22 protein-coding genes are annotated in these 20,928 nt (G+C 69.5%); 7 read left to right on the forward strand and 15 right to left on the reverse strand.

Annotation, left to right across the window (positions count from 1 at the left end):
* Positions 1–9 precede the first annotated feature (9 nt).
* The 8 genes from cpcA to CJZ98_RS07980 form a co-directional block, all read right to left on the reverse strand.
* Positions 10–501, reverse strand: a complete 492-nt coding sequence (gene cpcA, locus CJZ98_RS07945; protein ID WP_094590141.1) for a phycocyanin subunit alpha — start codon at positions 499–501, stop codon at positions 10–12.
* A 41-nt stretch (positions 502–542) separates the two neighbouring features.
* The gene (locus CJZ98_RS07950) at positions 543–1,064 is read right to left on the reverse strand and encodes a phycocyanin subunit beta (protein WP_094590143.1); all 522 of its coding nucleotides are present in this window, start codon (positions 1,062–1,064) and stop codon (positions 543–545) included.
* Between the two features lie 415 nt (positions 1,065–1,479).
* The gene (locus tag CJZ98_RS07955; protein ID WP_094590145.1) at positions 1,480–2,244 is read right to left on the reverse strand and encodes an amino acid ABC transporter ATP-binding protein; all 765 of its coding nucleotides are present in this window, start codon (positions 2,242–2,244) and stop codon (positions 1,480–1,482) included.
* 10 nt (positions 2,245–2,254) lie between these two features.
* Positions 2,255–3,532, reverse strand: a complete 1,278-nt coding sequence (locus CJZ98_RS07960; RefSeq protein WP_232756326.1) for an amino acid ABC transporter permease — start codon at positions 3,530–3,532, stop codon at positions 2,255–2,257.
* A gap of 16 nt (positions 3,533–3,548) precedes the next feature.
* Complete coding sequence (locus CJZ98_RS07965) at positions 3,549–4,541, reverse strand: ABC transporter permease subunit (protein ID WP_094590149.1); 993 nt, start codon at positions 4,539–4,541, stop codon at positions 3,549–3,551.
* The gene (locus CJZ98_RS07970) at positions 4,541–5,593 is read right to left on the reverse strand and encodes an amino acid ABC transporter substrate-binding protein (protein WP_198537585.1); all 1,053 of its coding nucleotides are present in this window, start codon (positions 5,591–5,593) and stop codon (positions 4,541–4,543) included. Before CJZ98_RS07970 ends, CJZ98_RS07965 begins: the two co-directional genes overlap by 1 nt.
* A gap of 78 nt (positions 5,594–5,671) precedes the next feature.
* On the reverse strand, positions 5,672–6,373 hold the full coding sequence (locus CJZ98_RS07975) for a GAP family protein (protein WP_094590153.1): 702 nt from the start codon (positions 6,371–6,373) through the stop codon (positions 5,672–5,674).
* 65 nt (positions 6,374–6,438) lie between these two features.
* Positions 6,439–6,705, reverse strand: a complete 267-nt coding sequence (locus CJZ98_RS07980; RefSeq protein WP_094590155.1) for a DUF167 domain-containing protein — start codon at positions 6,703–6,705, stop codon at positions 6,439–6,441.
* A gap of 55 nt (positions 6,706–6,760) precedes the next feature.
* Between CJZ98_RS07980 and CJZ98_RS07985 the strand changes: the two genes are divergently transcribed.
* Entirely contained in the window at positions 6,761–7,366 is a 606-nt protein-coding gene (locus CJZ98_RS07985) for a YqhA family protein (RefSeq protein WP_315855787.1), read from the forward strand.
* The gene (pyrC, locus tag CJZ98_RS07990) at positions 7,363–8,520 is read left to right on the forward strand and encodes a dihydroorotase (protein ID WP_094590157.1); all 1,158 of its coding nucleotides are present in this window, start codon (positions 7,363–7,365) and stop codon (positions 8,518–8,520) included. Before CJZ98_RS07985 ends, pyrC begins: the two co-directional genes overlap by 4 nt.
* Positions 8,521–8,523: 3 nt before the next feature.
* Here pyrC and CJZ98_RS07995 read toward each other — a convergent pair whose 3' ends face one another.
* Entirely contained in the window at positions 8,524–9,846 is a 1,323-nt protein-coding gene (locus CJZ98_RS07995; RefSeq protein ID WP_232756327.1) for a cation:proton antiporter domain-containing protein, read from the reverse strand.
* A 200-nt stretch (positions 9,847–10,046) separates the two neighbouring features.
* Here CJZ98_RS07995 and CJZ98_RS19520 point away from each other — a divergent pair, with 200 nt between their 5' ends.
* Complete coding sequence (locus tag CJZ98_RS19520; protein ID WP_108723289.1) at positions 10,047–10,370, forward strand: FIST N-terminal domain-containing protein; 324 nt, start codon at positions 10,047–10,049, stop codon at positions 10,368–10,370.
* On the opposite strand, the gene CJZ98_RS08000 is transcribed toward CJZ98_RS19520, so the two are convergent.
* Entirely contained in the window at positions 10,300–11,832 is a 1,533-nt protein-coding gene (locus CJZ98_RS08000; protein ID WP_094590161.1) for a bifunctional orotidine-5'-phosphate decarboxylase/orotate phosphoribosyltransferase, read from the reverse strand. The two genes, CJZ98_RS19520 and CJZ98_RS08000, sit on opposite strands and share 71 nt — an antisense overlap.
* 166 nt (positions 11,833–11,998) lie before the next feature.
* Positions 11,999–12,742, reverse strand: a complete 744-nt coding sequence (locus tag CJZ98_RS08005) for a succinate dehydrogenase/fumarate reductase iron-sulfur subunit (protein ID WP_094590163.1) — start codon at positions 12,740–12,742, stop codon at positions 11,999–12,001.
* A 160-nt stretch (positions 12,743–12,902) separates the two neighbouring features.
* Here CJZ98_RS08005 and CJZ98_RS08010 point away from each other — a divergent pair, with 160 nt between their 5' ends.
* Together CJZ98_RS08010 and CJZ98_RS08015 are read left to right on the forward strand one after the other, a co-directional pair.
* A complete protein-coding gene (locus tag CJZ98_RS08010) occupies positions 12,903–13,298 on the forward strand; it encodes a PAS domain S-box protein (protein WP_094590165.1) in 396 nt (131 codons plus the stop codon).
* Entirely contained in the window at positions 13,291–15,126 is a 1,836-nt protein-coding gene (locus CJZ98_RS08015; RefSeq protein WP_198537578.1) for a putative bifunctional diguanylate cyclase/phosphodiesterase, read from the forward strand. The genes CJZ98_RS08010 and CJZ98_RS08015 overlap by 8 nt, the downstream gene beginning before the upstream one ends.
* Here CJZ98_RS08015 and CJZ98_RS08020 read toward each other — a convergent pair.
* Both CJZ98_RS08020 and CJZ98_RS08025 read right to left on the reverse strand, forming a co-directional pair.
* The gene (locus tag CJZ98_RS08020) at positions 15,117–17,027 is read right to left on the reverse strand and encodes a fumarate reductase/succinate dehydrogenase flavoprotein subunit (RefSeq protein WP_094590169.1); all 1,911 of its coding nucleotides are present in this window, start codon (positions 17,025–17,027) and stop codon (positions 15,117–15,119) included. The two genes, CJZ98_RS08015 and CJZ98_RS08020, sit on opposite strands and share 10 nt — an antisense overlap.
* Entirely contained in the window at positions 17,017–17,613 is a 597-nt protein-coding gene (locus tag CJZ98_RS08025; protein WP_232756331.1) for a succinate dehydrogenase, read from the reverse strand. The genes CJZ98_RS08020 and CJZ98_RS08025 overlap by 11 nt, the downstream gene beginning before the upstream one ends.
* Positions 17,614–17,885: 272 nt before the next feature.
* Here CJZ98_RS08025 and CJZ98_RS08030 point away from each other — a divergent pair, with 272 nt between their 5' ends.
* Together CJZ98_RS08030 and def are read left to right on the forward strand one after the other, a co-directional pair.
* Positions 17,886–19,400, forward strand: a complete 1,515-nt coding sequence (locus CJZ98_RS08030; RefSeq protein ID WP_094590171.1) for a peptide ligase PGM1-related protein — start codon at positions 17,886–17,888, stop codon at positions 19,398–19,400.
* Positions 19,401–19,453: 53 nt separating this feature from the next.
* On the forward strand, positions 19,454–19,981 hold the full coding sequence (gene def / locus CJZ98_RS08035; RefSeq protein ID WP_094590173.1) for a peptide deformylase: 528 nt from the start codon (positions 19,454–19,456) through the stop codon (positions 19,979–19,981).
* Here def and CJZ98_RS08040 read toward each other — a convergent pair.
* Both CJZ98_RS08040 and CJZ98_RS08045 read right to left on the reverse strand, forming a co-directional pair.
* Positions 19,978–20,466: a universal stress protein gene (locus tag CJZ98_RS08040; protein ID WP_094590175.1), complete on the reverse strand. Its 489-nt coding sequence runs from the start codon at positions 20,464–20,466 to the stop codon at positions 19,978–19,980. The genes def and CJZ98_RS08040 overlap by 4 nt on opposite strands.
* Before the next feature lie 101 nt (positions 20,467–20,567).
* The gene (locus CJZ98_RS08045; protein ID WP_094590177.1) at positions 20,568–20,924 is read right to left on the reverse strand and encodes a PilZ domain-containing protein; all 357 of its coding nucleotides are present in this window, start codon (positions 20,922–20,924) and stop codon (positions 20,568–20,570) included.
* Between the last annotated feature and the right edge of the window lie 4 nt (positions 20,925–20,928).

Raw genomic sequence — 20,928 nt, forward strand, 5'->3', positions numbered from 1 at the left:
CGAAGCGTCTCAGACCAGGGCGTTGATGGCGTAGTCGATGTAGTTGTTGGCGATCACACCGGGATCGCCAGCGATGCCGTGGTTGTTCTTGATGTAGGTCAGCGCTTCGACGTACCAGGAGGGGGACAGTTCGAAGGCGCGGTTGATCTCATCGAGACCGGCGATCAGGTAGTCGTCCAGGGGGCCGGTGCCACCAGCCACCAGGGAGTAGGTGATGTGGCGCAGGTAGTAGCCGATGTCACGGCTGCACTTGGCCTTGCCGCGGGCATCGGAGGCGTAGTTGGGGCCCTGCAGCTGGGTGGTGTAGGGGAACTTGTTGTAGACAGCCTGGGCGGCGCCGTTGACGAGTTCGTCGGCCTTGGCGGTGAGCTGACGGGCGGCATCGAGGGCGTTCTTGGCGCGCTCGTAGCGACCGAAGGCGGCCACGAGTTCGCTGTTGCTCAGGTAGCGGCCCTGGGAGTCAGCGGCGGCAACGGCTTCGGTGAGGGGAGTCTTCGACATGACGTGAAGGATGGGGTGAAGGGACGGAACAGAGTCAGCGCTCAGCCGACTGCGGCGGCGGCGCGGTCGAAGTAGGTGCCGATCTCAGCCACCAGAGCCGAGCAGTCACCGGGGGTGATGCCGTTGCGGTCGTTCACCAGGTCGATGGCGGCGGCCTTGATGTTGCGGATGCCTTCCGCCACGGAAGCACCAGGCACGCCCAGGGCCAGATAGGTCTCGCGCAGGCCGTTCAGGGCACGATCTTCCAGCACGGAGGAATCACCCAGGTAGATCGCGTAGGTGATGTAGCGCAGGATGATGTCCAGGTCGCGCAGGCAGGCGGCGATGCGGCGGTGGGTGTAGGCGTTGCCACCGGGAGCGATCAGGGCGGGCTGCTGCTCGAACAGGGCGCGGGCGCCATTGGTCACCAGGGCGGAGGCGTTGGAGGTGATGCGGTTCACGGCATCCAGACGCTTGAAGCTGTCGGCAACCACGCCCTGCAGGGCGTCGAGCTGACCGGCGTTCAGGAATTCGCCCCGGGTATCGGCCTGGGCGATGACCTTGGTGAAGACGTCAAAAGTCATAGAAACAGACTCCTGTTCTCGACAAGGAGAATCGGTGGGTAGGGGTGAAAGGAGAAACAGAGCACCGACTCGCTGCCCAACCAGATCGCATTGACGCTCTGGGAAGGGAATCAGCTGCTGGCGCTTGCGTGCCTCGCACCGCGTCATTCTTCAAAAGAACCCGACGCAACAATCACCGACTTCACAAAGAGTCATTGCCAGCGCGAGGCAATGTAGCGGCGGCAACATTGCCTGGGTTTAACTCACTCAAAACGGGAAGATCAAGCCCTCTGGAGACTTTCAAGTCGCCAGGACGATGTGCCCCGGGGCACATCGCGAAATAGTTCCAGGCACACCAACAGGGCCGCAGGCTCTGGCGCGGCTGCTGCTGAGCCCGTGGGTGCAGGGGGCGACAGGCGGGCAGACGGCCTGCGCCTCAGAGGATCTGGTCCAGGAAGGCGCGGGTCCGCCGGTGCGAGGGGTTGGTGAAGAACAGCTCGGGCGGCGCCTCCTCCACCACCTCGCCGTGGTCCATCAGCACCACCCGGTGCGCCACCTCGCGGGCGAAGCGGACCTCGTGGGTCACCACCACCATCGTCATGCCCTCGTCGCGGGCCAGGTCCTGCATCACCTCCAGCACCTCGCGCACCATCTCCGGGTCCAGGGCGCTGGTGGGTTCATCGAACAACAGGATCTTCGGCTCCATGCAGAGGGAGCGGGCGATCGCCACCCGCTGCTGCTGGCCGCCGGAGAGCTGGCCGGGGAACTTGTCGGCCTGCTCGGCGATGTTCACCCGCTGCAGAAGGGCCCTGGCCTGGGCCTCCACCTCGGCGCGGTCGCGGCGTCGCACCAGCACCGGCGCCAGGGTGAGGTTCTCCAGCACCGTGAGGTGGGGAAACAGGTTGAACTGCTGGAACACCATGCCCACCTCGCGGCGGATCGCGTCGATCTGGCGCAGGTCGTTGGAGAGCGCGATGCCATCCACCGTGATCGTGCCCTGCTGGAAATCCTCCAGGGCGTTGAAGGTGCGGATGAAGGTGCTCTTGCCCGAACCCGAGGGACCCATGATCACGACCACCTCACCGCGGTGCACGCTGAGGCTGGCGCCGCGCAGGGCGTGGAAGCCGTTGGGGTACCACTTGTGCACGCCACTCGCCTCAATCATCCGGTGGGCCGTGGGGGGCTGCAGGGCGGAACTCATGTCTCGGTGTTCAGGACGCGGGGTTGGGATCGAGGCGGCGCTCCAGGGCCCGGCTGCCCAGGCCCAGGGCCGCACAGCAGCACCAGAACAGCACCGCCAGGGTGAGGTACACCTCGGCATTGCGGCCCAGGAAGGCCGGATTGGCCATCACCGTGCGGGCGGTGCCCATCAGCTCCATCAGTCCCACCAGCGAGAGCATGGTGGTGTCCTGGAGCAGGGAGATGAACTGGCCCACCATCGTGGGCAGGGCCACCCGCAGGGCCTGGGGCAGCACCACGGTGCGCAGGGCCTGGGGAATGGTGAGGCCCAGGGAGCGGGCCGCCTCCAGCTGGCCGGGGGGGATCGCCACCAGGCCGGCCCGCACAGCTTCAGCCAGATAGGCCGCCGCGAAGAAGGTGAGCACCCAGGCGGCCCGCCAGACCCGATCGGGCGCCAGTCCTCCCGGCAGCAGAAAGCCGATCATGTTCTGGCCCAGGAAGAGCAGGGTGATCAGCGGGGCACCTCGGATGAACTCGATGTAGAGCACCGAGCCCCAGCGCAGCAGTGGCAGGTCACTGCGGCGCCCTAGGGCCAGCAGCACCCCCAGGGGGAAGCAGAGCAGGATCGCGAAGCTGGCGGCGATCAAGGTGAGCAGCAGCCCGCCCCAGTCGCCGGGGGGTACCGGCAGCAGACCCAGGCCGCCGTTGATCAGCAGCATGCCCACCAGGTAGAGCAGGGGCCATAGCAGCGGCAGCAGGGCCAGGACCCGCGCCGGCAGCCGCCGACCCCAGTGGCCAGCAGCCCAGCGCACCAGCAGCAGCAGGGCCGTGATGCCCCACCAGCGCCCCTGGATCAGCGGGTCCAGCCGCAGCCACCAGGGCACCGCCAGGGCAATGGCCGCCAGCAGACCGACGGCGATCCAGTCGTTTTGGGGCCAGAGATCACCACCCCGATCCCGGCGCGGATGGGAGCGCAGCAGGCCCCAGGCCAGGCCGGCGGCCGCCGCCAGGAGCGCGGTGAGCAGCCAGAGGCGCCACTGCTGCTCCTGGGGATAGCGGCCCACGGCGAAGAGGGTGCTGTTGGCCCGCACCACCGCCCAGCGGGCCTGGACCAGGCCCCAGTGCAGCAGCCCGAAGGCGGCGGACCCAAGGGCGGCCAGCAGCGCCAGGGTGAGGGCGGAATTGCCGGGGCTGCCGAACAGCTCCGCCCGCAACCGGGAGCCCCGGGGCGGCCGCAGGGCTGGGGGCGAGGTGCCAGGGCCGGATCCAGCGGCGGGCGCAGGGTCCGGGGCTGGGGATGAAGACGACAAGGAAGACGGCATGGGTTCAGCGCTCCCGGATCCGCACCAGGCGGTTGAGCCAGCCCATCAGCGCCGAGATCACCAGATCGATCACCAGATAGGCCCCCAGCAGGATCAGGATCACCTCCACGGCACGGCCCGTCTGGTTGAGGGTGGTTTCGGCCACGGAATAGAGGTCGGTGTAGCCCACGGCCACCGCCAGGGCGGAGTTCTTGGCCAGGGAGATGTACTGAGTGTTCAGCCCCGGCACGATCACCCGCAGGGCCTGGGGCAGCACGACCCGGCGCAGGGTGACCAGTGGCCCGAGGCCCAGGGAGGCCGCCGCCTCCCACTGGCCCTTGGGCACCGCCGTGATGCCGCCGCGCACCACCTCGGAGATGAAGGCGCCGGTGTACACGACCAGCCCTGTCACCAGGGCGGAGAACTCCACCGTGAGCCGCAGCGGCGCCCGCCACACCCCATCCACCAGGGTGGGCCCGCTCCAGCGCAGCCCCTCGCCGAACCAGGCCAGGAACAACCCAGACTTGGCCAGTACCACTCCCGGGAGCTGCAGGGCCGCCTCGCCGTTCGGCAAAGCCAGGAACACCACGAAGTACCAGAACACCAGCTGCAGCAGCAGCGGAATGTTGCGGATCAGTTCCACGTAGGAGCGGGCCAGGCCTCGCAGCAGGGCGTTGGGGCTGAAGGAGGCCAGGCCCACCACTGTGCCCAGGGCCGTGGCGCCCACCAGGCCCACCAGCACCGCCCGCAGGGTGTTCACCAGCCCCGCCACCAGGGCACGCCAGTAGGGCAGCCCCGCATCGAAGGGAAGCAGGGTCTCGGAGATGTCGAAGCCAGCGGGCTGCTGCAGCCAGCGGTAGCTCAGCAACATGCCGGCGGCGCTGAGGTTGCGCACCAGGTTGCCCAGCAGGAAGGCGATCAGCAGCAGCACCACCAGGGCAACGGCGCCCTGGACCAGCCAGGGCAGCACGCGCCGATCACGCCACCAGGGCAGGGGCCCGGACAAGGGCTCGCCCATCAGCGGAACGGGGGCGAGTAGATCAGGCCACCCTGCTGCCACTGGCGGTTGAGGCCGCGCTCCAGCTTGAGCTTGGAGCCGGTGCCCACGTTGCGCTCAAAGATCTCGCCGTAGTTGCCCACGGCCTTCACCGCCTTGGCCACGAAATCGGGAGCCAGGCCCAGCTGCTTGCCGAATTCGCCCTCGACCCCCAGGAAGCGACGCAGGTCAGCCAGGTTGGTCTTGGCCTTGGCCTCGGCCAGCTTGGCGTCGATGTTGGCCTGGGTGATGCCCAGCTCCTCGGCCTGCATCAGGGCATAGACGATCCAGCGGACCGCATCGCTCCAGGCCGGATCGGCGTTCACCGTGGCCGGCGCCAGGGGCTCCTTGCTCAGCACCTCCGGCAGCAGGGTGTGGGCGGCGGGGTCGGGGAAGTTGGTGCGCTTGCCGGCCAGCTGGGAACGGTCGCTGGTGACGGCCACGCAGCGGCCCTGAAGGTAGGCGGCATAGGTCTGGTCGCCGGTCTGGAACTTCAGGGGCGTGTAGGCCGCCTTGAGCTCGCGCATGCGGTCGGCCAGGTTGAGCTCGGTGGTGGTGCCGGTCTCGACGCAGATCGGCTTGCCGGCCAGATCCTTGAGCGCCTTGATGCCACTGGCCACGGGCACCATCACGCCCTGGCCGTCATAGAAGACGGGCGGCGCGAAGTTCAGGCCGTTGCCGCCGGCCGCGTCGCGGCTGAGGGTCACGGTGGTGTTGCGCGAGAGCAGGTCCACCTCGCCGCTGGCCAGGGCCGCAAAACGCTCGCTGGAGTTGAGGTCCCGGTAGTCCACCTTGCTGGGATCGCCGAGGGTGGCCGCGGCCACGGCCTTGCAGACATCCACGTCCAGGCCGGTGTACTGGCCGTCGGGCGCCACGAAGCTGAAGCCGGGCAGCTTGCCGTCCACCCCGCAGATCAACTTGCCGCGGCCCTTGAGGGTGGCCAGCTTCTGGCTCTGGAGGCCGCCCTCCTCGGAGGCACAGCCCACCAGAGCCAGGGCCGCCAGCAGGGAGGCGGCGGAAAGGAGCTTGCGCATTGGGGCCATGGGCGGCGGCAGACGGCGGCGGGATGTCGGCGCAGTTTGCCAGGAATGGCCAGCCCCTTGGGTATGGAATCAGGCACCGACGAGCAGGGTCATCTGGTGCAGGCCATCGAGCCCCTGCCAGCCCAGGTAGAGGCCCAGTAGCAGCGCAAACACCCCCACCAGCCACTCAGCCCGGTGCACCAGCCAGTCGTTGAGACGGGTAAGCGGCTCCCGCAGGCGTCCGCCGCTCAGCAGCCAGAGCAGGGGTGGCAGCAGCAGCAGCGAGGTGGCCATGGCCACGAACACCACCCCCACCTCCAGATCGCCGCGCCAGCTGGTGTGGTTGGCCAGCAGCATGCCGCCCTCCTTCACATAGAACACCAGGTTTTCGGGGCTGATCAGGGCGCAGCCGGCCCCCAGGCCCAGCAGCGGAACCCACTCCAGCTCGGGCAGCTGGCCCATCAGCTGCATGGCCCAGCCCTCCTCCCCCAGGGTCACCGCCGGGGTGAGCTGGAACAGGCCCAGGCCCACCAGGGCGCCGGCCCCGATCAGGTCGATCAGCACCTGGCCGCGGGAGCCCAGGTGCATGGCCCAGCTGAAGCGCTGACCCACCAGCACCACCGCGCAGAGGGCACCACCGTTGGCCATGGCCCAGCCGGCCAGGTAGGTGGCGCAGCGGCGCAGCGGTTGGCGTCCCAGCAGCAGCAGGGCCACCAGGGCGATGTTGATCGGGCTGAAGGCGATCCCCAGGCCGAGGGCAACGGTCTGGGTAAGCCAGTGGAACGGCAGCATGCGGGGTGGCGGGAGACGCGCGGCGCACGGCTGGGCCGGCTCGGCACTGGCCTGGATTCTGGAGCTCAGCCCAGCAGCGCCGCGCGCACTTCCGCCGCGGAGCGGCCCTGCACCGCGATCCACTTGCTGCGGGAGGTGGCGCCCCTTACCAGCGTCACGTCGCGGGGGGGAACCCCCAGGCGCTGGGCCACGAAGCGCAGCAGGGCGGCGTTGGCCTCGCCGTCCACCGGCGGCGCCTGCAGCTTGATGGCGATAGCCCCATCCCGCTCGCCGAGCACCTGGTCGCGGCTGGAGCGGGGCTGCAGGCGGATGGCGACGGCGTCCTGGGCCATGGTGGAAGGCTAGGGGCCGGCTCCTAGGGTCAAGGAGCGAACCGCTCCGGGGTTCTTGGCCTCCCACTCCTCCAGCCGCCAGGGCGAGCCCCACTCCGAGGGCCCCCAGCACGGCGACCGTGTTCCAGCCAGGCGGTCGCGCCTGGAGATGGCCTTCGAGCGCTGGCTGTGGCGCATCCGGCTGATCGCCATCCTGCCGGTGGTGATGAGCCTGCTGAGCAGCGCCACCGCCTTCATCTGCGGCACCCGCATCATTCTCTCGGCCCTTAAGCTGCTGATGGCCGGAGGCAAGGAGAGCGCCATCATGGCCAAGCTGCTGGGTGAGCTCGTGGGAGGAATCGACCTCTACCTGATCGGCATCGCCCTGCTCATCTTTGGCTATGGCGTGTATGAACTGCTGATCTCCGACATCGAGGCGGCACGAATTCCCGGCCAGGATGGCGGCAGCGGCCTACTCGACATCCGCACCCTGGATGCCCTCAAAGAAAAGCTGGTGAAGGTGATCGTGGTGGCGCTGATCGTGGCGGCATTCAAGTCGATGCTCGACTTTCCGATCGCCGGCCCCACCAGTCTGCTGATGTTCAGCGGCAGCGTGCTGCTGCTGGCGCTGAGCGCCTGGCTGGTGGCCGGTGGTCCCCACGCCCGGAGGTCGGGCGAATGAGCGCCACCCCCACGGCCGCCGACAGCTCTGGCGCCGTCGCGCCCGGCACCCGACTCACGATCCGGCGCCCGGACGACTGGCACGTGCACCTGCGCGATGGAGCGATGCTGCGGGCGGTGGTGGGACACACGGCCCGCCAGTTCGCCCGGGCGATCGTGATGCCCAACCTGCGGCCACCGATCACCACCGCGGCGGCGGCGGCGGCCTACCGGCAGCGGATCCTGGCGGCGCTGCGGGAGAGCGGGGCGGCGGGCGCCAGGGCTGGGGACACAGACAGCCACTCCGGGCAGGATTTCACGCCGCTGATGACGGCCTACCTCACCGAGAGCCTGGATCCGGCCGAGCTCGAACGGGGCCAGGCCGAGGGGATCCTCACGGCCGCCAAGCTCTATCCCGCCGGGGCCACCACCAATTCCGATGCCGGGGTACGCGATCTGGCCCATATCGCGCCGGTGCTGGAAACGATGGAGCGGATCGGCCTGCCGCTGCTGATCCACGGCGAGGTGACCGATCCGTCGGTGGACATCTTCGATCGCGAGGCCGTGTTCATCGAGCGGCAGCTGATCCCACTGCTGGCAAGCCATCCGGGCCTGAAGGTGGTGCTGGAGCACATCACCACCGCCGACGCCGCGACCTTCGTGGCCGAGGCCGGGCCCAACCTGGCGGCCACGATCACGCCCCACCACCTGCACATCAACCGCAACGCCCTGTTCGCCGGCGGCCTGCGGCCGGACTTCTACTGCCTGCCGGTGGCCAAGCGTGAACGGCACCGGCTGGCCCTGCGGGCGGCGGCCACCTCCGGCAATCCCAAGTTCTTCCTCGGCACCGACTCGGCCCCCCACAGCCGCGAGGCCAAGGAATCGGCCTGCGGCTGCGCGGGGATCTACAACGCCCCCTACGCGATCGAGAGCTACGCGGCGGTGTTCGAGCAGGAGGGCGCCCTGGACAGGCTTGAGGCCTTCGCCAGCACATACGGCCCGCGCTTCTACGGCCTGCCCCTCAACGGCGACACCCTCACCCTCGAGCGCCAGGACCCCGACGACGATGGGGCGGAAGCGGTGCCCATTGGCCTTGAACTCGCTAACGGCAGCACCAGCCCCACCCACCTGGTGCCCTTCCATGCTGGCGAGGCGCTGCCCTGGCGGCTGGCCTGAGGCTCAGGCCTGCAGCTCGACCGGTGGCTCCGGCTGCAGCCCCAGGGCTCGCGCCAGCCGCGGCAGGGTGAGGCCCTGCAGCAGCAGGTTGAGCACCACCACAACAAACACGATGCTCTGGGCGTTGCGGGCCAGGGCCTCCACGCTGGAGGGGTCAACACCGCGGATGCGGGGGATGGCCGTGACCACGTTGTAGGAGAGGGCCAGGGGCACGGCGCCGCGCAGGCCGCACCAGGAGATCAGCAGCCCCTCCCTGAAGCTGAAGGGCGAAACGGGCTGGCAGAGCAGCACGCTCAGGGGCCGGGCCACCAGCATCAGGGCCGCCGCGCTCACCAGGCCCATCGGCAGCGATGGGATCAGGTCGCTGGGGCTGACCAGCAGGCCGAAGAGCAGGAAGATCGTGATCTCGGTCATGGTGTTGAAGGGCAGCAGCACCTCCTGGATCGACTCGTGATTCACGTCGGTGCGGCGATAGCGCAGGTTGGTCATGAACAAGCCCGTCACGTAGACGGCCACAAAGCCCGAGCCGCCCAGGAAGTGGGTGCAGCCGTAGTCGACGAAGGCGATCGACATCGCGACGACCAGCAGCTGGGCCTTCTCGTGCACCAGCAGGTCGATCACGAGCTTGGCCACGTAGCCGAAGGCCACCCCCACGATCATCCCGGCGCCGATCTGCTGCACAAAGCCGCGCAGCCCCTCGAGCACGGTGCGCTCCAGGCCCGGGCCGGCGGCGCTGAGCGGATCGGTGCCACTCACCACGAAGATCCCCACGATCAGGCCGTACACCAGCAGGGCGGCCGGATCGTTCACCGCCGACTCGAACTCCAGCAGGTGGCGCAGCCGCACCGGGATCCGATGGCGCACCTGGGCCAGCACGCTCAAGGTGGCGCCGGCATCGGTGGAGCCCAGGCAGGCGGCGATCAGCAGCGCCGCCGCCAGGGGCATCGCGTCGGCCAGGCCCGGGGCCAGGGCCGCGCCGGTGTCGGAGGCGAACCACCAGATCAGCAGCCCCAGCACGGTGGAGGAGGCGATCACGCCGCCGACGGCCAGCACCAGGCCGTATTCCAGGAAGCCGCGGATCGCGGCCAGGTCGGTCTTCAGGCCCGCATAGAACAGCAGCAGCGCCAGGCCGAACACGTGCAGGTTCTCAGCCTGATGGTGGTTGAGGTTCAGGTAGTTGACATTGATGAACAGGCCCAGCAGCAGCACCCCAAGGATCGCCGGGATGCCGATGCGGATCGAGAAGCGGCTGATGGCCAGGGTGCCCAGGAACAGCACACCCACGAACAGCAGCTGGCCCTGGATCGGCACTGCGTCGAGCCCCACCCCGACCACGCTGCCTCCAGGTCCTGTCCCCAGGTCTGGAACCGCCCCGCCAGTGACCGGAACGCCACTGAGCAGGGACGGAACGGCAAGCATCGCTCGGCAGACGAGGGGAGTGAGGCGACCGTAGACCCGTCGTGCCCGGAGGCCGCTGCCACCTAACCCGTCTGAGGAAGAGCTTGATGAGCTGAAGCGCTGCAGGGCTGAGGGAGGGGCTCCCGCCAGGGACCGCGGTGATCGGCTGCACGACCTCCGGAGAGATCGCCAACACGGGCTCGCGGCGCCAGGCCCTGGTGCTCTGGGCCCTGGGGGGTGAGGGCATCCGCGTGACGACCGCCTTGGTCCAGGGCGACGACCAGGGGCTTCGTGATCACCCAGACCGCCACGGAGGAGGCCGCCACCGATCTGGCCGAGCGCATCATCGCGGCGAGCCGCGATCCGATCGCCGCACCGCCCTCAGGCATGGGCACCCAGCTCGGCCGCCTGCTCGGTGGTCAATCGCCGGGCCGCCAGCAGCACCGCCGTGATGCGATCGATGTCCAGCACCGCGTGGGTGCGGTAGCCGGCCGCGGCCAGGCGCGCTCTGGCCTGGCCACCGTGGTCGATGAACACCACCACATCCCGCACTACCAGACCCGAGCTGGCGAGCTTGGCGATGCCATCGAGCACGCTGCCACCCGTGATCAGGATGTCGTCCACCACCACCACGGTCTCGCCCTCGCGGAAATCGCCCTCGATCTGGCGGCGGGCGCCGTGGGCCTTCACCTCCTTGCGCGGATAGATCAGGGGCTTGTGCAGCTGCAGCGACAGGCCGGTGGCGGTGGGCAGCGAGCCGTAGGGAATGCCGGCGATGCGATCGAAGTTCAACCCCTGCAGCAGCACGCTGTAGGTGTGCAGCACCCGGTGAAACAGGTTGGGATCGGAGATGATGCGGCGCAGGTCGATGTAATAGCTGAACACGGCACCTGAGGCCTGCACGTAGTCGCCGAACAGCAGGCAGCCGATATCGAACAGATCCACGATCAGCGGGGCCAGGGGATCGGCCGCTGGGTCGGCCGCTGGATCGGCCGGTGGATCGGAACAGGGGCCAGCGGCGGGCTCCTTGGGGCGTCCCTCTGCAGCCGCCGGCTGGGGCAGCCACAGGTCGCAGCGATCGGCGTCGGGGCTGCGGGCGGCGATCACCCGCTCGCGCACGGCGCTGATCTGACGCTTGAGGGCCGCCGCCCCCTCCGCCAGCCCCTCCTCCACCAGCAGGTTCTGGGGCAGGGGCAACAGCAGACCATCGGCGGCGCTGGTGAGGCCGGCCTGCAGCAGCGCCTCCAGCCGCTCCTCCCGGCCCCAGAGGCTGCGCAGGATGAGCACGTGCTCCGGGGCGGCGGCCCGCACCCGCGCCAGGATGCGGGGATCGCTGGTGCCCACCTCCAGCAGCAGCTGCTCCGGGGTGGCCCACAGCTGGCTCTCGCGCACCACCCGCAGATAGAAGGGGTCGCTCTCATCGGGGTGGTGCTGCAGCACCCGCGCCGCCGGACTGGAGCTGTGGCAGGTCACCACCACGGCCCGGTCGGTGTGCAGCAGAAAGGGGGCGGCAATGTCCTGGCCGGCCAGGGGCGAGAGCGACACCGCATCGACGCCCAGGTCGTGGAACAGGTAGTGGGCCAGGGCCGAGGCGGAGTTGAGATCGGCGTGCTTGGCGTCGAGGATCAGGGGCAGATCGGGCGGCACCAGCTCCCGCACCTCCCGCAGCAGGTCGATGCCCACGGCACCCAAGGCCTGGTAGAAGCCCAGGCTGGGCTTGACGGCGCAGACGTGGTCGGCGGTGGCCTCGATCACCGCCTTGATCCAGCGCCGCGCCTGGGAGAGGAACGAGCCCGTGCCGCCGCCGCGGCTGCGGTTCCAGGTGTGCAGCATCTCCGGGTTGGGATCCAGCCCGGTGATCAGCAGCGACTGGCGGCTGGCGATCGCCTCTGTGAGCTTGAGAAAGAAGGTCACGGCCGGGCGCCGCCGCTGCTGCTGATGCCGTTGCTAACTCCCCAGCGGGGATGGGCGTGGCTCAGCACACAGCTCTTAAGAAAGTCCCCCGTCTGCCGGCGGGCTTCGCCCTCTGGGCGGTGCAGAGCAGCCAGGGGCAGCTGAACCGCCACAGCGCACAACAGCCTCAGGGCCGCGCCTCGCGGTGCATCCAACTGATCCAGTCGGCGGAGATCTGCTGCGGGCAGACGGCCTCGCACTCCAACTGGCTGCTGCAGCTGCCGAAGCCCTCGGCCGCCATCTGCTCCTGCATCGCGGCGGCCCGGCGGGCCCGCTCGGGCTGGCCCTGGGGCAGCTGGCCCAGGTGGGCCAGCTTCGCGGCCACGAACAGGCTGGCGGAGGCGTTGCGGCAACTGGCGATGCAGGCGCCGCAGCCGATGCAGGCGGCGGTCTCGAAGGCGGAGCGGGCTTGCTCACGGCCCACCAGCAGGCCATTGGCCTCCGGCGCGCTGCCGATGGGCACCGAGCAGTAGCCCCCCGCCGCGATCAGGCGATCGAGGGCCGCGCGCTCCACCGCCAGGTCCTGGATCAGGGGGAAGGCGGCGGCGCGCCAGGGCTCCAGCACGAGGCAGTCACCATCGGCGAACTGGCGCAGATACAGCTGGCAGACGGTGGTGGCCAGCCGTGGGCCGTGGGCCTGGCCATTCACCAGGAAGCCGCAGCTGCCGCAGATGCCCTCGCGGCAGTCGTGCTCGAAGTGCACCGGCCGCTCGCCGGCGGCGACCAGGCGCTCATTGAGCAGGTCGAGGGCCTCCAGCAGGGAGAGATCGGCGGACACCCGCTCCAGCCGGTGGTTCTCGAAGGCGCCCGGCGACTGCGGGCCCAGCTGGCGCCAGATACGCAGGTGCAGACTGAGGACGCGGCTGGTCATGGAACCGTGCGGAGGGGAACCGTGCGAAGGGGGACCGCCCAGTTGGAGGAGCGCGCCGAAGAAGACCCTATGAGTGAACCCGCGAGGGGCGAGCCTCGGAACCGCATGGCGGCTTGGGTAACGCTACTTTTGGCGAGGTATAGGCCTTGGATACACCATCATGGAGGCCACCTCCTCAGCCGACTCCACACCCAGCATCGAGGAGCTGCAGCGCAGTGACCGCCCTTTCGTGCTTGTTGACCACGCCGGCCTTGTACTGGCGATCAACCAGGCCTTCCAGGAGGCCTATGGCTGGGAGGAGAAGGACCTGTTGGATCAGCCTCTGAGCATGATTCTTCCGGAGGCCTTTCAGATGTCTCATCATCTGGGTTTCTCCCGCTTTCAGGCCACGGAATTCTCCACAATCCTGGCCCATCCCCTGCGCCTGAAGACCGCCTGCCGGGACGGGAGCGTATGCGTCTCGGAGCATTATATCGTAGCCGAGAAATATGGTGATAACTGGCTGTTCGGTGCCACCCTCACCCCCCTGCCGGAGGGCACGCAACCCGATGCCTGATGCAGAGCGAGCCCAGTCGCGGGAGCGCACCCTGATCCATGAAATGCGCCAGGTGCTGGGGCGCATGGAGGCGGCCCTGGCCATGATCCGGGACAGCCTGGTGATCACCACGGCCGATGGCCACATCCTCTGGTGCAACCAGAGCTTCGAACGCCTCGCCGCCAGCAGCAAACTGCAGCTGCTGGGCCGACCGATGGCCGCCACCCTTCCCCTGGACGCGCAGGGACAGCCCCTGTTGCCGAGCGACCTCCGCGAGCTGGGGACATCGGCCGTCAGTTCCAGGACCGTGCTGCTGAGCCAGGAGCCCCTGAGGGCTCTGGAGCTGGAGTGGCACGCCTTCGAGGCCGACCGGTCCAACCCGCTGATCTTCTGGATCCGCGACATCACCGATCAGGTGAGCAACGAAAATCTCAAACGTAGGATCGACCTTGCCGAGCGCCTGCGCACGGAGAGCGAGATCCGCAATACCAGATTGCAGGAAGAGCAGCTCACGCTGGCGGCGAAAGTTGTGGAGTGCCCTGTCACCGGCCTGCCCAACCGTCGTGGCCTGCAGAGGCGCATGACGGAAGCCCTGGCCATCCTCAAGGATCAGCCTGGGGTGATTTCCATTCTGTTCTGCGACCTCAATGGCTTCAAGGAGATCAATGACCTCTACGGCCACCACGTGGGTGATGACTTGCTGGTGGAGATCGGCCAACGGCTGCAGAGCGCTCTTCGCCCTGGCGACATGCTCTCGCGGCTGGGTGGTGACGAATTCGTGGTGCTGACCCGCAGCACCACTGTCAGCAGCGACCCGTTCCGTCTCGCCAGACGTCTTCAGCGCCGCCTGCAGATGCCCTGGATCGTCGAAGACCAGGCAATTCGGCCGTCGATGAGCGTGGGAATCGCCAGCACCGATGACCCCGCCATGACCCCCGAGGAACTGCTGCGCCGCGCCGACCTGGCGATGTACGACGCCAAAGCCAGCGATGCGCTGAGCATCTCCAGCTATGACACGTCCATCGACACGAAGGTCAAGCACACGATCGTGCTGCGGCGTCGGGTGCGCCAGGCGATCGACAATGGGGAGCTGGCACTGGTCTTCCAGCCGATCGTGAATCTCCACAACGGCGAGACCGTTGGACAGGAAAGCCTGGTGCGCATCCACACACCGCAGGCCCCGGTGCTCTCGCCCGATGAGTTCATTCCCCTGGCCGAACGCACCGGGATGATCCTGCCGGTGGGGCGCTGGGTGATCAGTGAGGCCCTGGCCCACCAGCGCTGGCTCCAGGACCGGGACCAACCGCTGCTGACCTCCATCAACGTGAGTCCCCTTCAGCTGAAACAGGAGGGGTTTGCCGACTGGTTCCTGCTCCAGGCCAGCCACCACGGAGTGGATCTGTGCCGGACGGCGGTGGAGGTGACCGAAGGCATGTTCATCGAACAGCTGGAGCACACCAGCCACGAGCTAGGGCGACTGCGCAGCGCGGGGGTTCAGGTCTACCTCGACGACTTCGGCACGGGATTTTCCAGCATGTCGTCCCTGGCGGAGCTGCCGATCGATGCCGTCAAGATCGACCGCAGCTTCATCGCCGACTTCCTGATCGATCCCCGCAAGGCCAAGGTGCTGCAGTCGATGATCGCCCTCGCCCAGGATCTCAGCCTCACGGTGATCGCCGAGGGCATCGAGACGGAGAGCCAGCACCAGGGCCTGCTGGCCATGGGCTGCGGCCTTGGACAGGGGTACTGGTTCGGCAGGCCGGAACCGGCCGCCCTGGGCCCGAGCAGCAGTCCCGACGGCCCCAGAGCCCGAGCTGCGAACGCTTCTGACCTGGCGGTTCAGGCATAGCTGCGCTGGCTGGGCTGCACCAGCGAGAACCTGAGCGGCTCGGTGTGGCGCAGCGGGACGCCGCCCTCGCGGAACTCCCAGGCGGCGATGTGGGCGAAGTGGTTGTCGTCGCGGAGGGCCTCCCCCTCGGGGGTCTGGTGCTCCTCGCGGAAGTGGGCCCCGCACGACTCCTCGCGGGCCAGGGCATCGCGCAGCATCAGCTGGGCCAGGGAAAAGAAATCCGCCAGGCGCAGGGCCTTCTCCAGTTCGGCGTTCGGACCACTCACCTGCTGGGGCAGCCGCAGATCGGCGTGGAAGGAGGCCTCCAGCGCCGCCACCTGCTCCAGGCCGCGGCGCAGGCCCTCGGCGTTGCGGCTGATGCCACAGCTGTCGATGAGCAGCAGGCCCAGCTCGCGGTGGAAGCCATCCACCGGCCGCCGCCCCCCCACCGCCAGCAGCGCCGCGATGCGGACCTCGGCGGCGGCCAGGGCGGCGCGGCAGGCAGGGTGATCGGGGCCCACCTCCGGCAGGGGCTGGCCCGTCAGCCAGGCGGTGACCGTGGCCGGCGCGATGAACAGCCCATCGGCCAGGCCCTGCATCAGGGCACTGGCGCCGAGGCGGTTGGCGCCGTGCTCGGAGAAGTTGGCCTCCCCGAGCACGAACAGCCCCGCGATCGTGCTCATCAGGTGGTAGTCGACCCAGAGCCCCCCCATCGTGTAGTGGGGGGCGGGGTAGATCCGCATCGGCACGGCCAGCGGGTCGTCGCCCGTGATCCGCTCGTACATGGCCAGCAGATTGCCGTAGCGGGCCTCAATGGCGCTGCGGCCCTCCCGGCCGATCGCCTCGGCCAGGTCGAGGTAGACGGAGCGTCCGCCGGGCCCCACCCCCTGGCCGGCGGCGCAGAGCTCCCGGGCCCGACGCGAGGCCACATCCCGCGGCACCATATTGCCGTAGGCGGGGTACTGGCGCTCCAGGAAGTAGTCGCGTTCCGCCTCGGGGATCGCGTCGGGAGGGCGGGCGTCGCCGGGGTGGGACGGCAGCCACAGGCGGCCGTCGTTGCGCAGGCTCTCGCTCATCAGCGTGAGCTTGCTCTGGTGGGGATCGCCGCTGGGGATGCAGGTGGGATGGATCTGGGTGAAGCAGGGGTTGGCGAACAGGGCCCCCTGGCGGTGGGCGCGCCAGATGGCGCTGGCGTTGGACTGGAGCGCGTTGGTGGAGAGGTAGTAGACGTTGGAATAGCCGCCCGTGGCCAGCAGCACGGCGTGGCCTGTGATCGTCTCCAGGGCACCGCTCACCAGGTGGCGGCACACCACGCCGCGCGCAACCCCATCCACCGTGACCAGTTCCACCATGTCGCGGCGGCAGAGCAGCTGCACCCGCCCGGCGGCAACCTGGCGCATCAGGGCCTGGTAGGCCCCATAGAGCAGCTGCTGGCCGGTCTGGCCGCGGGCGTAGAAGGTGCGGCTCACCAGGGAGCCCCCGAAGCTGCGGGTGGCCAGGGTGCCGCCGTACTCCCGGGCGAAGGGAACTCCCTGCGCCACCGCCTGATTGATGATCGCGGAGCTGATCTCGGCCAGCCGGTGACAGCCGGCCTCACGGGCGCGGAAGTCACCGCCGCGCACGGTGTCGGCGAACAGACGGGCAATGCTGTCGCCGTCGTTGGCGGAGTTCTTGGCGGCATTGATGCCGCCCTGGGCCGCCACCGAGTGGGCCCGGCGCGGGCTGTCGTGATAGGTCACCAGCCGCACCCGGTAGCCCTGCTCCGCCAGGGCGGCGGCCGCCGAAGCCCCGGCCAGACCGCTGCCCACCACCACCAGGGTGAACTGCCGCTTGCGCAGTGGACTGATCAGCGGCAGCCCCTCGCGGCAGTGCGTCCAGGCCTGGGCCACCGGCCCCGCGGGAATGCGGGGATCAAGTGTCATGGCCCAGCACCAGCAGCAGGGGCACCAGGGCGAAGCCGGCGCCGAGGGCAACGGCCAGCACCCGGCCCCAGCGGCGGATCCGGGCGCCGTTGGCGGGATCCAGCAGCCCCAGGCTGCGGTGGGCGGCCTCCGCCCCATGGAACAGGTGCAGCCCGAGCGCCAACGCCGCCGCCAGGTAAAGCGCCAGGGCGGCGGGGGAGGCCAGGGCCGCCTGCAGGGCCGTCAGCTCCTGGCCGGCGGCCGGACGCAGCCAGCGCAGCTGGGCCAGATGCACGGCCAGAAAGGCCAGCAGCAATGCGCCGGTAAGGGGGGCGCTGCGGGCCGCCAGCGCCGCCACGGGGTCGCCGCGGCGACTCACCAAGCCGGGCGAGCCGGGGGGAAGGGGCTCGCCACCGATCTTGGCGCGACGGTTGGCGAGGACCTTGGCCAGCGCCAGCGCCAGGTGGGTGAGGGCCGCCGCCACCAGGGCGAGCTCCACCAGCGGCAGCCAGGGGCTGGCGTGCAGGGCAGCGGCGTAGGCCTCAAAGCGCACCGGATCCATGGGTGCCAGGGCCACCCCCAGCAGGTGCGCCACCAGAAACAGCACCAGGCTCAAGCCCGTTGCAGCGACCCAGCCAGAGGCGTGGCGCGCGGCGATGGGACGCGCGATCGGGCCGCTGGCGTCCCTGTCGGGGGCACGTTGGGCAGGGTCGACTTGGGAAGTGGCGACTTGGGCAGTGGCGACTTGGGCAGTGGCCAAGGGGCGAGTGACCTGCACGCCGCAACCATCCACTGTCAGGCCCTAATCCTACGGAGTCCAACCCGCTGGATCCCGGCCCCCACAGCCAGCAGGATGGGGCCAGTTGGTGGCCACCGGCCATGGCCCTCAGTTTCCGCGACCTCCAGGCCCAGCTGCTGCCGGACTGGGGCGACGAGCAGGGCCGCAACGGCACCGACTTCGACCTGCTGGTGGTGCCCTCGCTGACGATGGACCGGGCCCAGATGGAGCTGGTGACCGGCGCCCACCACTACGAGGAGCGCCAGCTGTTTTCGCTGGTGCGGCTACGGGATCCCGGCGTGCGGGCCGTCTACGTGACCAGCAAGCTGCTGCCCGAGCTGGTGGTGGATGCGGTTCTGGAGCTGCTGCCCGGCGTGCCCACCTCCCACGCCCGCCGTCGCCTGCACCTCTTCGATGCCGACGACGCCTCCAACCGGCCCCTCACCGCCAAGCTGCTGGAACGTCCCCGGCTGCTGGCGCGGATCCAGGAGTTGCTGCGGCCCGGGCGCAGCTTCATCGCCTGCTACGTGGTGACCGAGCTGGAGAAGCAGCTCTCCGAGCGGCTGCAGGTACCCCTACTGGGCACCGATCCGGCCCTGAACTACTGGGGCAGCAAGGCCGGCAGCCGGGAGCTGTTCACCCGCTGCGGCGTGCCCCATCCACCGGGCAGCGGCCTGGTGCACAACCTCGACGACCTGGCCGAGGTGACGGCGGAGCTGTGGGAGGCGCACCCCCACCTGCGGCGCTGCGTGGTCAAGCTCAACGAGGGCTTCAGCGGCGAGGGCAACGCCCCCCTGGATCTGGAGGCGCTGCTGCTGGATGGGCTCAGCGCCGCCCAGCGTCGCGGCCGCATCCGCCAGGCCCTGGAGGATCTGGCGATGCCCCCGCCCCAGTGGCGCGAGCTGGTGACCCACCAGGGCGCCCTGGTGGAGGCCTGGCTGGAAGGCGGCGATGCCCTCAGCTCGCCGAGCGTGCAGGGCACGATCCACCCGGGTGGTGGCGGGCGCCCGGGCACGGTGGAGGTGCTCTCCACCCACGAGCAGATCCTCGGGGGGCCCAGCGGCCAGACCTACCTGGGCTGCCGCTTCCCAGCCGAGGAGCCCTACCGCCTGGAACTGATGCGCCACGGCCGGGCCGTGGGCGAGGCCCTGGCAGCCGAGGGGGCCCTGGAGCGCTACGCGGTGGACTTCATCGCCCGCCACATCGACGGCCACTGGGACCTGCAGGCGATCGAGGTGAATCTGCGCCAGGGCGGCACCACCCATCCCACGATGGCCCTGAGGGCCATCACCACCGGCGAACTGGATCCCGCCACCGGCCTGTTCCTCTCGCCCACGGGGCAGCCGCTGCACTACGTGGCCACCGACAACCTCTGCGATGAGCGCCTGCGGGGCCTGCTGCCATTGGATCTGATCGACATCGTGGCCGACGCCGGCCTCCACTACGACCCGGCACGCCTGCGCGGCAGCGTCTTCCACCTGCTGGGCTGCCTGTCGGAATACGGCAAGCTCGGCATGACCTGCGTGGGAGGCAGCGACGGCCAGGCCAGAGCTGTGTACGAGGCCACCGCAGAACAGCTGATCGCCCGGGCCGCAGGCCTGCAGGGCCAGGGCTGACGCCAGGCGCGGGCAGAGGCAGGGAGACTGTCAACACCACGGCAATCACGGCGATGGCGGTGCGCGAGGTGCTGCGTCTGGGGGATCCCCGCCTGCGGGAGGTGGCCAGCCCTGTGGGTGATCCCACGGCACCGGCCATCGCCGCGCTGATCAGCGACCTGCGCGACACCATGGCCGCGCGCCATGGTGCCGGACTGGCGGCGCCCCAGATCGGGGTGCCCCTGCGGGTGGTGATCTTCGGCATCACCCGCAATCCGCGCTACCCCGAGGCGCCACCGATCCCGGAAACGGTGCTGATCAACCCTCTGATCACCCCCCTGGGCAAGGGCAGGGGACTGGGCTGGGAAGGCTGCCTGAGCGTGCCGGGACTGCGCGGCGCAGTGCCCCGCTGGGAGCACATCCGTTACACGGCCCTCGATCCCCGGGGCTGCCGGGTGGAGGTGGAGGCGGAAGGCTTCCACGCCCGGGTGGTGCAGCACGAGTGCGACCACCTCGACGGCCTGCTGTTTCCCGACCGACTGGAGGATCCCCGGCAACTCGGCTACACCGAGGAACTGCAGGCAGCGGGCCTGATCCCCTAGCCCTGCTGCGGCCTGCCCGGCACCACGAGCACCGGGATCGGCGCATGGGTGAGCACCCGCTGGGTCTCACTGCCCAGCAGCAGGCCAGCCAGGCCGCGGCGGCCATGGGAGGCCATCACGATCAGGTCGCAGGCGCGCTCGCTGGCCACCCGCAGGATCGCCTCGTACACCACCGGATCCACACTGGTCGCCGCGTCGGACTCCAGCCCCACCGCTGTGGCCACGGCCCTGGCCTTGGTCAGCAGCTCCTCGGTCCAGACGGCGCTGGCCTTGGCGAACTGCTCGCCCACCTTGGGGTCCACGGCCAGCCCCTCTCCGAAGATCGCCATGTCCGGACGCCCGTAAAAGCTCTCCTGGGCGTGGAAGAAGGTGATCCGCGCCGCGAGGGCCTCAGCGAGGGCCACAGCCTGCTGCACGGCGGCATCCGAGAGCTCGGAACCGTCGATGGGAACGAGCAGGTGGCGAAAGGGCAGGGGGCTGGCCATGGCCTGGGGGGCTGCTGGCCCGAGGCTAGGAACGGTCGCCCCATGCGCCCAGCACCTCGAGCAGGTGGGCGATAGGGCGAACGCCGGGAGGCGTGATCGGCCTACTGATCAGCCCAGTTCATGCGCATGTAATCGTCGAGGAAGGTGCCCTCCGGCAGGGCCCCCCCCAGGAAGCGGAAGCCGGCGAAGGTGTTCACGCCGGTGAGCTTCTGCCAGAGCAGCTCGGCCTGCAGACAGATCGGTTCGATCACCACATCGTGGCGGAAGCGCAGCTCCAGGGACTGACCCAGCTCCAGTCCCGGATCGCCGTGGATCAGCACACAGGTTCCCTCACGGGCCACATCCCAGAGGGTGCCGTGGTGATGGGCCTCGGGCAGCAACAGCTCCACCCGCACGGCCCCCACCATGCTCGGCACCTCATGGCGCGGATGGACCCGGCGGCTGATGATCGGCTTCATGCGG

This window comes from Vulcanococcus limneticus LL (genome assembly GCF_002252705.1).
Classification (GTDB): Bacteria; Cyanobacteriota; Cyanobacteriia; order PCC-6307; family Cyanobiaceae; genus Vulcanococcus; species Vulcanococcus limneticus.

Excerpts from the sequence above, each read along its gene's own strand:
- def (WP_094590173.1), top strand. The coding sequence starts at position 19,454 with ATGGCGGTGCGCGAGGTGCTGCGTCTGGGGGATCCCCGCCTGCGGGAG.
- CJZ98_RS07955 (WP_094590145.1), bottom strand. The coding sequence starts at position 2,244 with ATGAGTTCCGCCCTGCAGCCCCCCACGGCCCACCGGATGATTGAGGCG.
- CJZ98_RS08040 (WP_094590175.1), bottom strand. The coding sequence starts at position 20,466 with ATGGCCAGCCCCCTGCCCTTTCGCCACCTGCTCGTTCCCATCGACGGT.
- CJZ98_RS08030 (WP_094590171.1), top strand. The coding sequence starts at position 17,886 with ATGGCCCTCAGTTTCCGCGACCTCCAGGCCCAGCTGCTGCCGGACTGG.
- pyrC (WP_094590157.1), top strand. The coding sequence starts at position 7,363 with ATGAGCGCCACCCCCACGGCCGCCGACAGCTCTGGCGCCGTCGCGCCC.
- cpcA (WP_094590141.1), bottom strand. The coding sequence starts at position 501 with ATGTCGAAGACTCCCCTCACCGAAGCCGTTGCCGCCGCTGACTCCCAG.
- CJZ98_RS07965 (WP_094590149.1), bottom strand. The coding sequence starts at position 4,541 with ATGGGCGAGCCCTTGTCCGGGCCCCTGCCCTGGTGGCGTGATCGGCGC.
- CJZ98_RS08010 (WP_094590165.1), top strand. The coding sequence starts at position 12,903 with ATGGAGGCCACCTCCTCAGCCGACTCCACACCCAGCATCGAGGAGCTG.
- CJZ98_RS07980 (WP_094590155.1), bottom strand. The coding sequence starts at position 6,705 with ATGGCCCAGGACGCCGTCGCCATCCGCCTGCAGCCCCGCTCCAGCCGC.
- CJZ98_RS08005 (WP_094590163.1), bottom strand. The coding sequence starts at position 12,742 with ATGACCAGCCGCGTCCTCAGTCTGCACCTGCGTATCTGGCGCCAGCTG.
- CJZ98_RS08015 (WP_198537578.1), top strand. The coding sequence starts at position 13,291 with ATGCCTGATGCAGAGCGAGCCCAGTCGCGGGAGCGCACCCTGATCCAT.
- CJZ98_RS08045 (WP_094590177.1), bottom strand. The coding sequence starts at position 20,924 with ATGAAGCCGATCATCAGCCGCCGGGTCCATCCGCGCCATGAGGTGCCG.
- CJZ98_RS07970 (WP_198537585.1), bottom strand. The coding sequence starts at position 5,593 with ATGCGCAAGCTCCTTTCCGCCGCCTCCCTGCTGGCGGCCCTGGCTCTG.
- CJZ98_RS07950 (WP_094590143.1), bottom strand. The coding sequence starts at position 1,064 with ATGACTTTTGACGTCTTCACCAAGGTCATCGCCCAGGCCGATACCCGG.
- CJZ98_RS07975 (WP_094590153.1), bottom strand. The coding sequence starts at position 6,373 with ATGCTGCCGTTCCACTGGCTTACCCAGACCGTTGCCCTCGGCCTGGGG.
- CJZ98_RS08020 (WP_094590169.1), bottom strand. The coding sequence starts at position 17,027 with ATGACACTTGATCCCCGCATTCCCGCGGGGCCGGTGGCCCAGGCCTGG.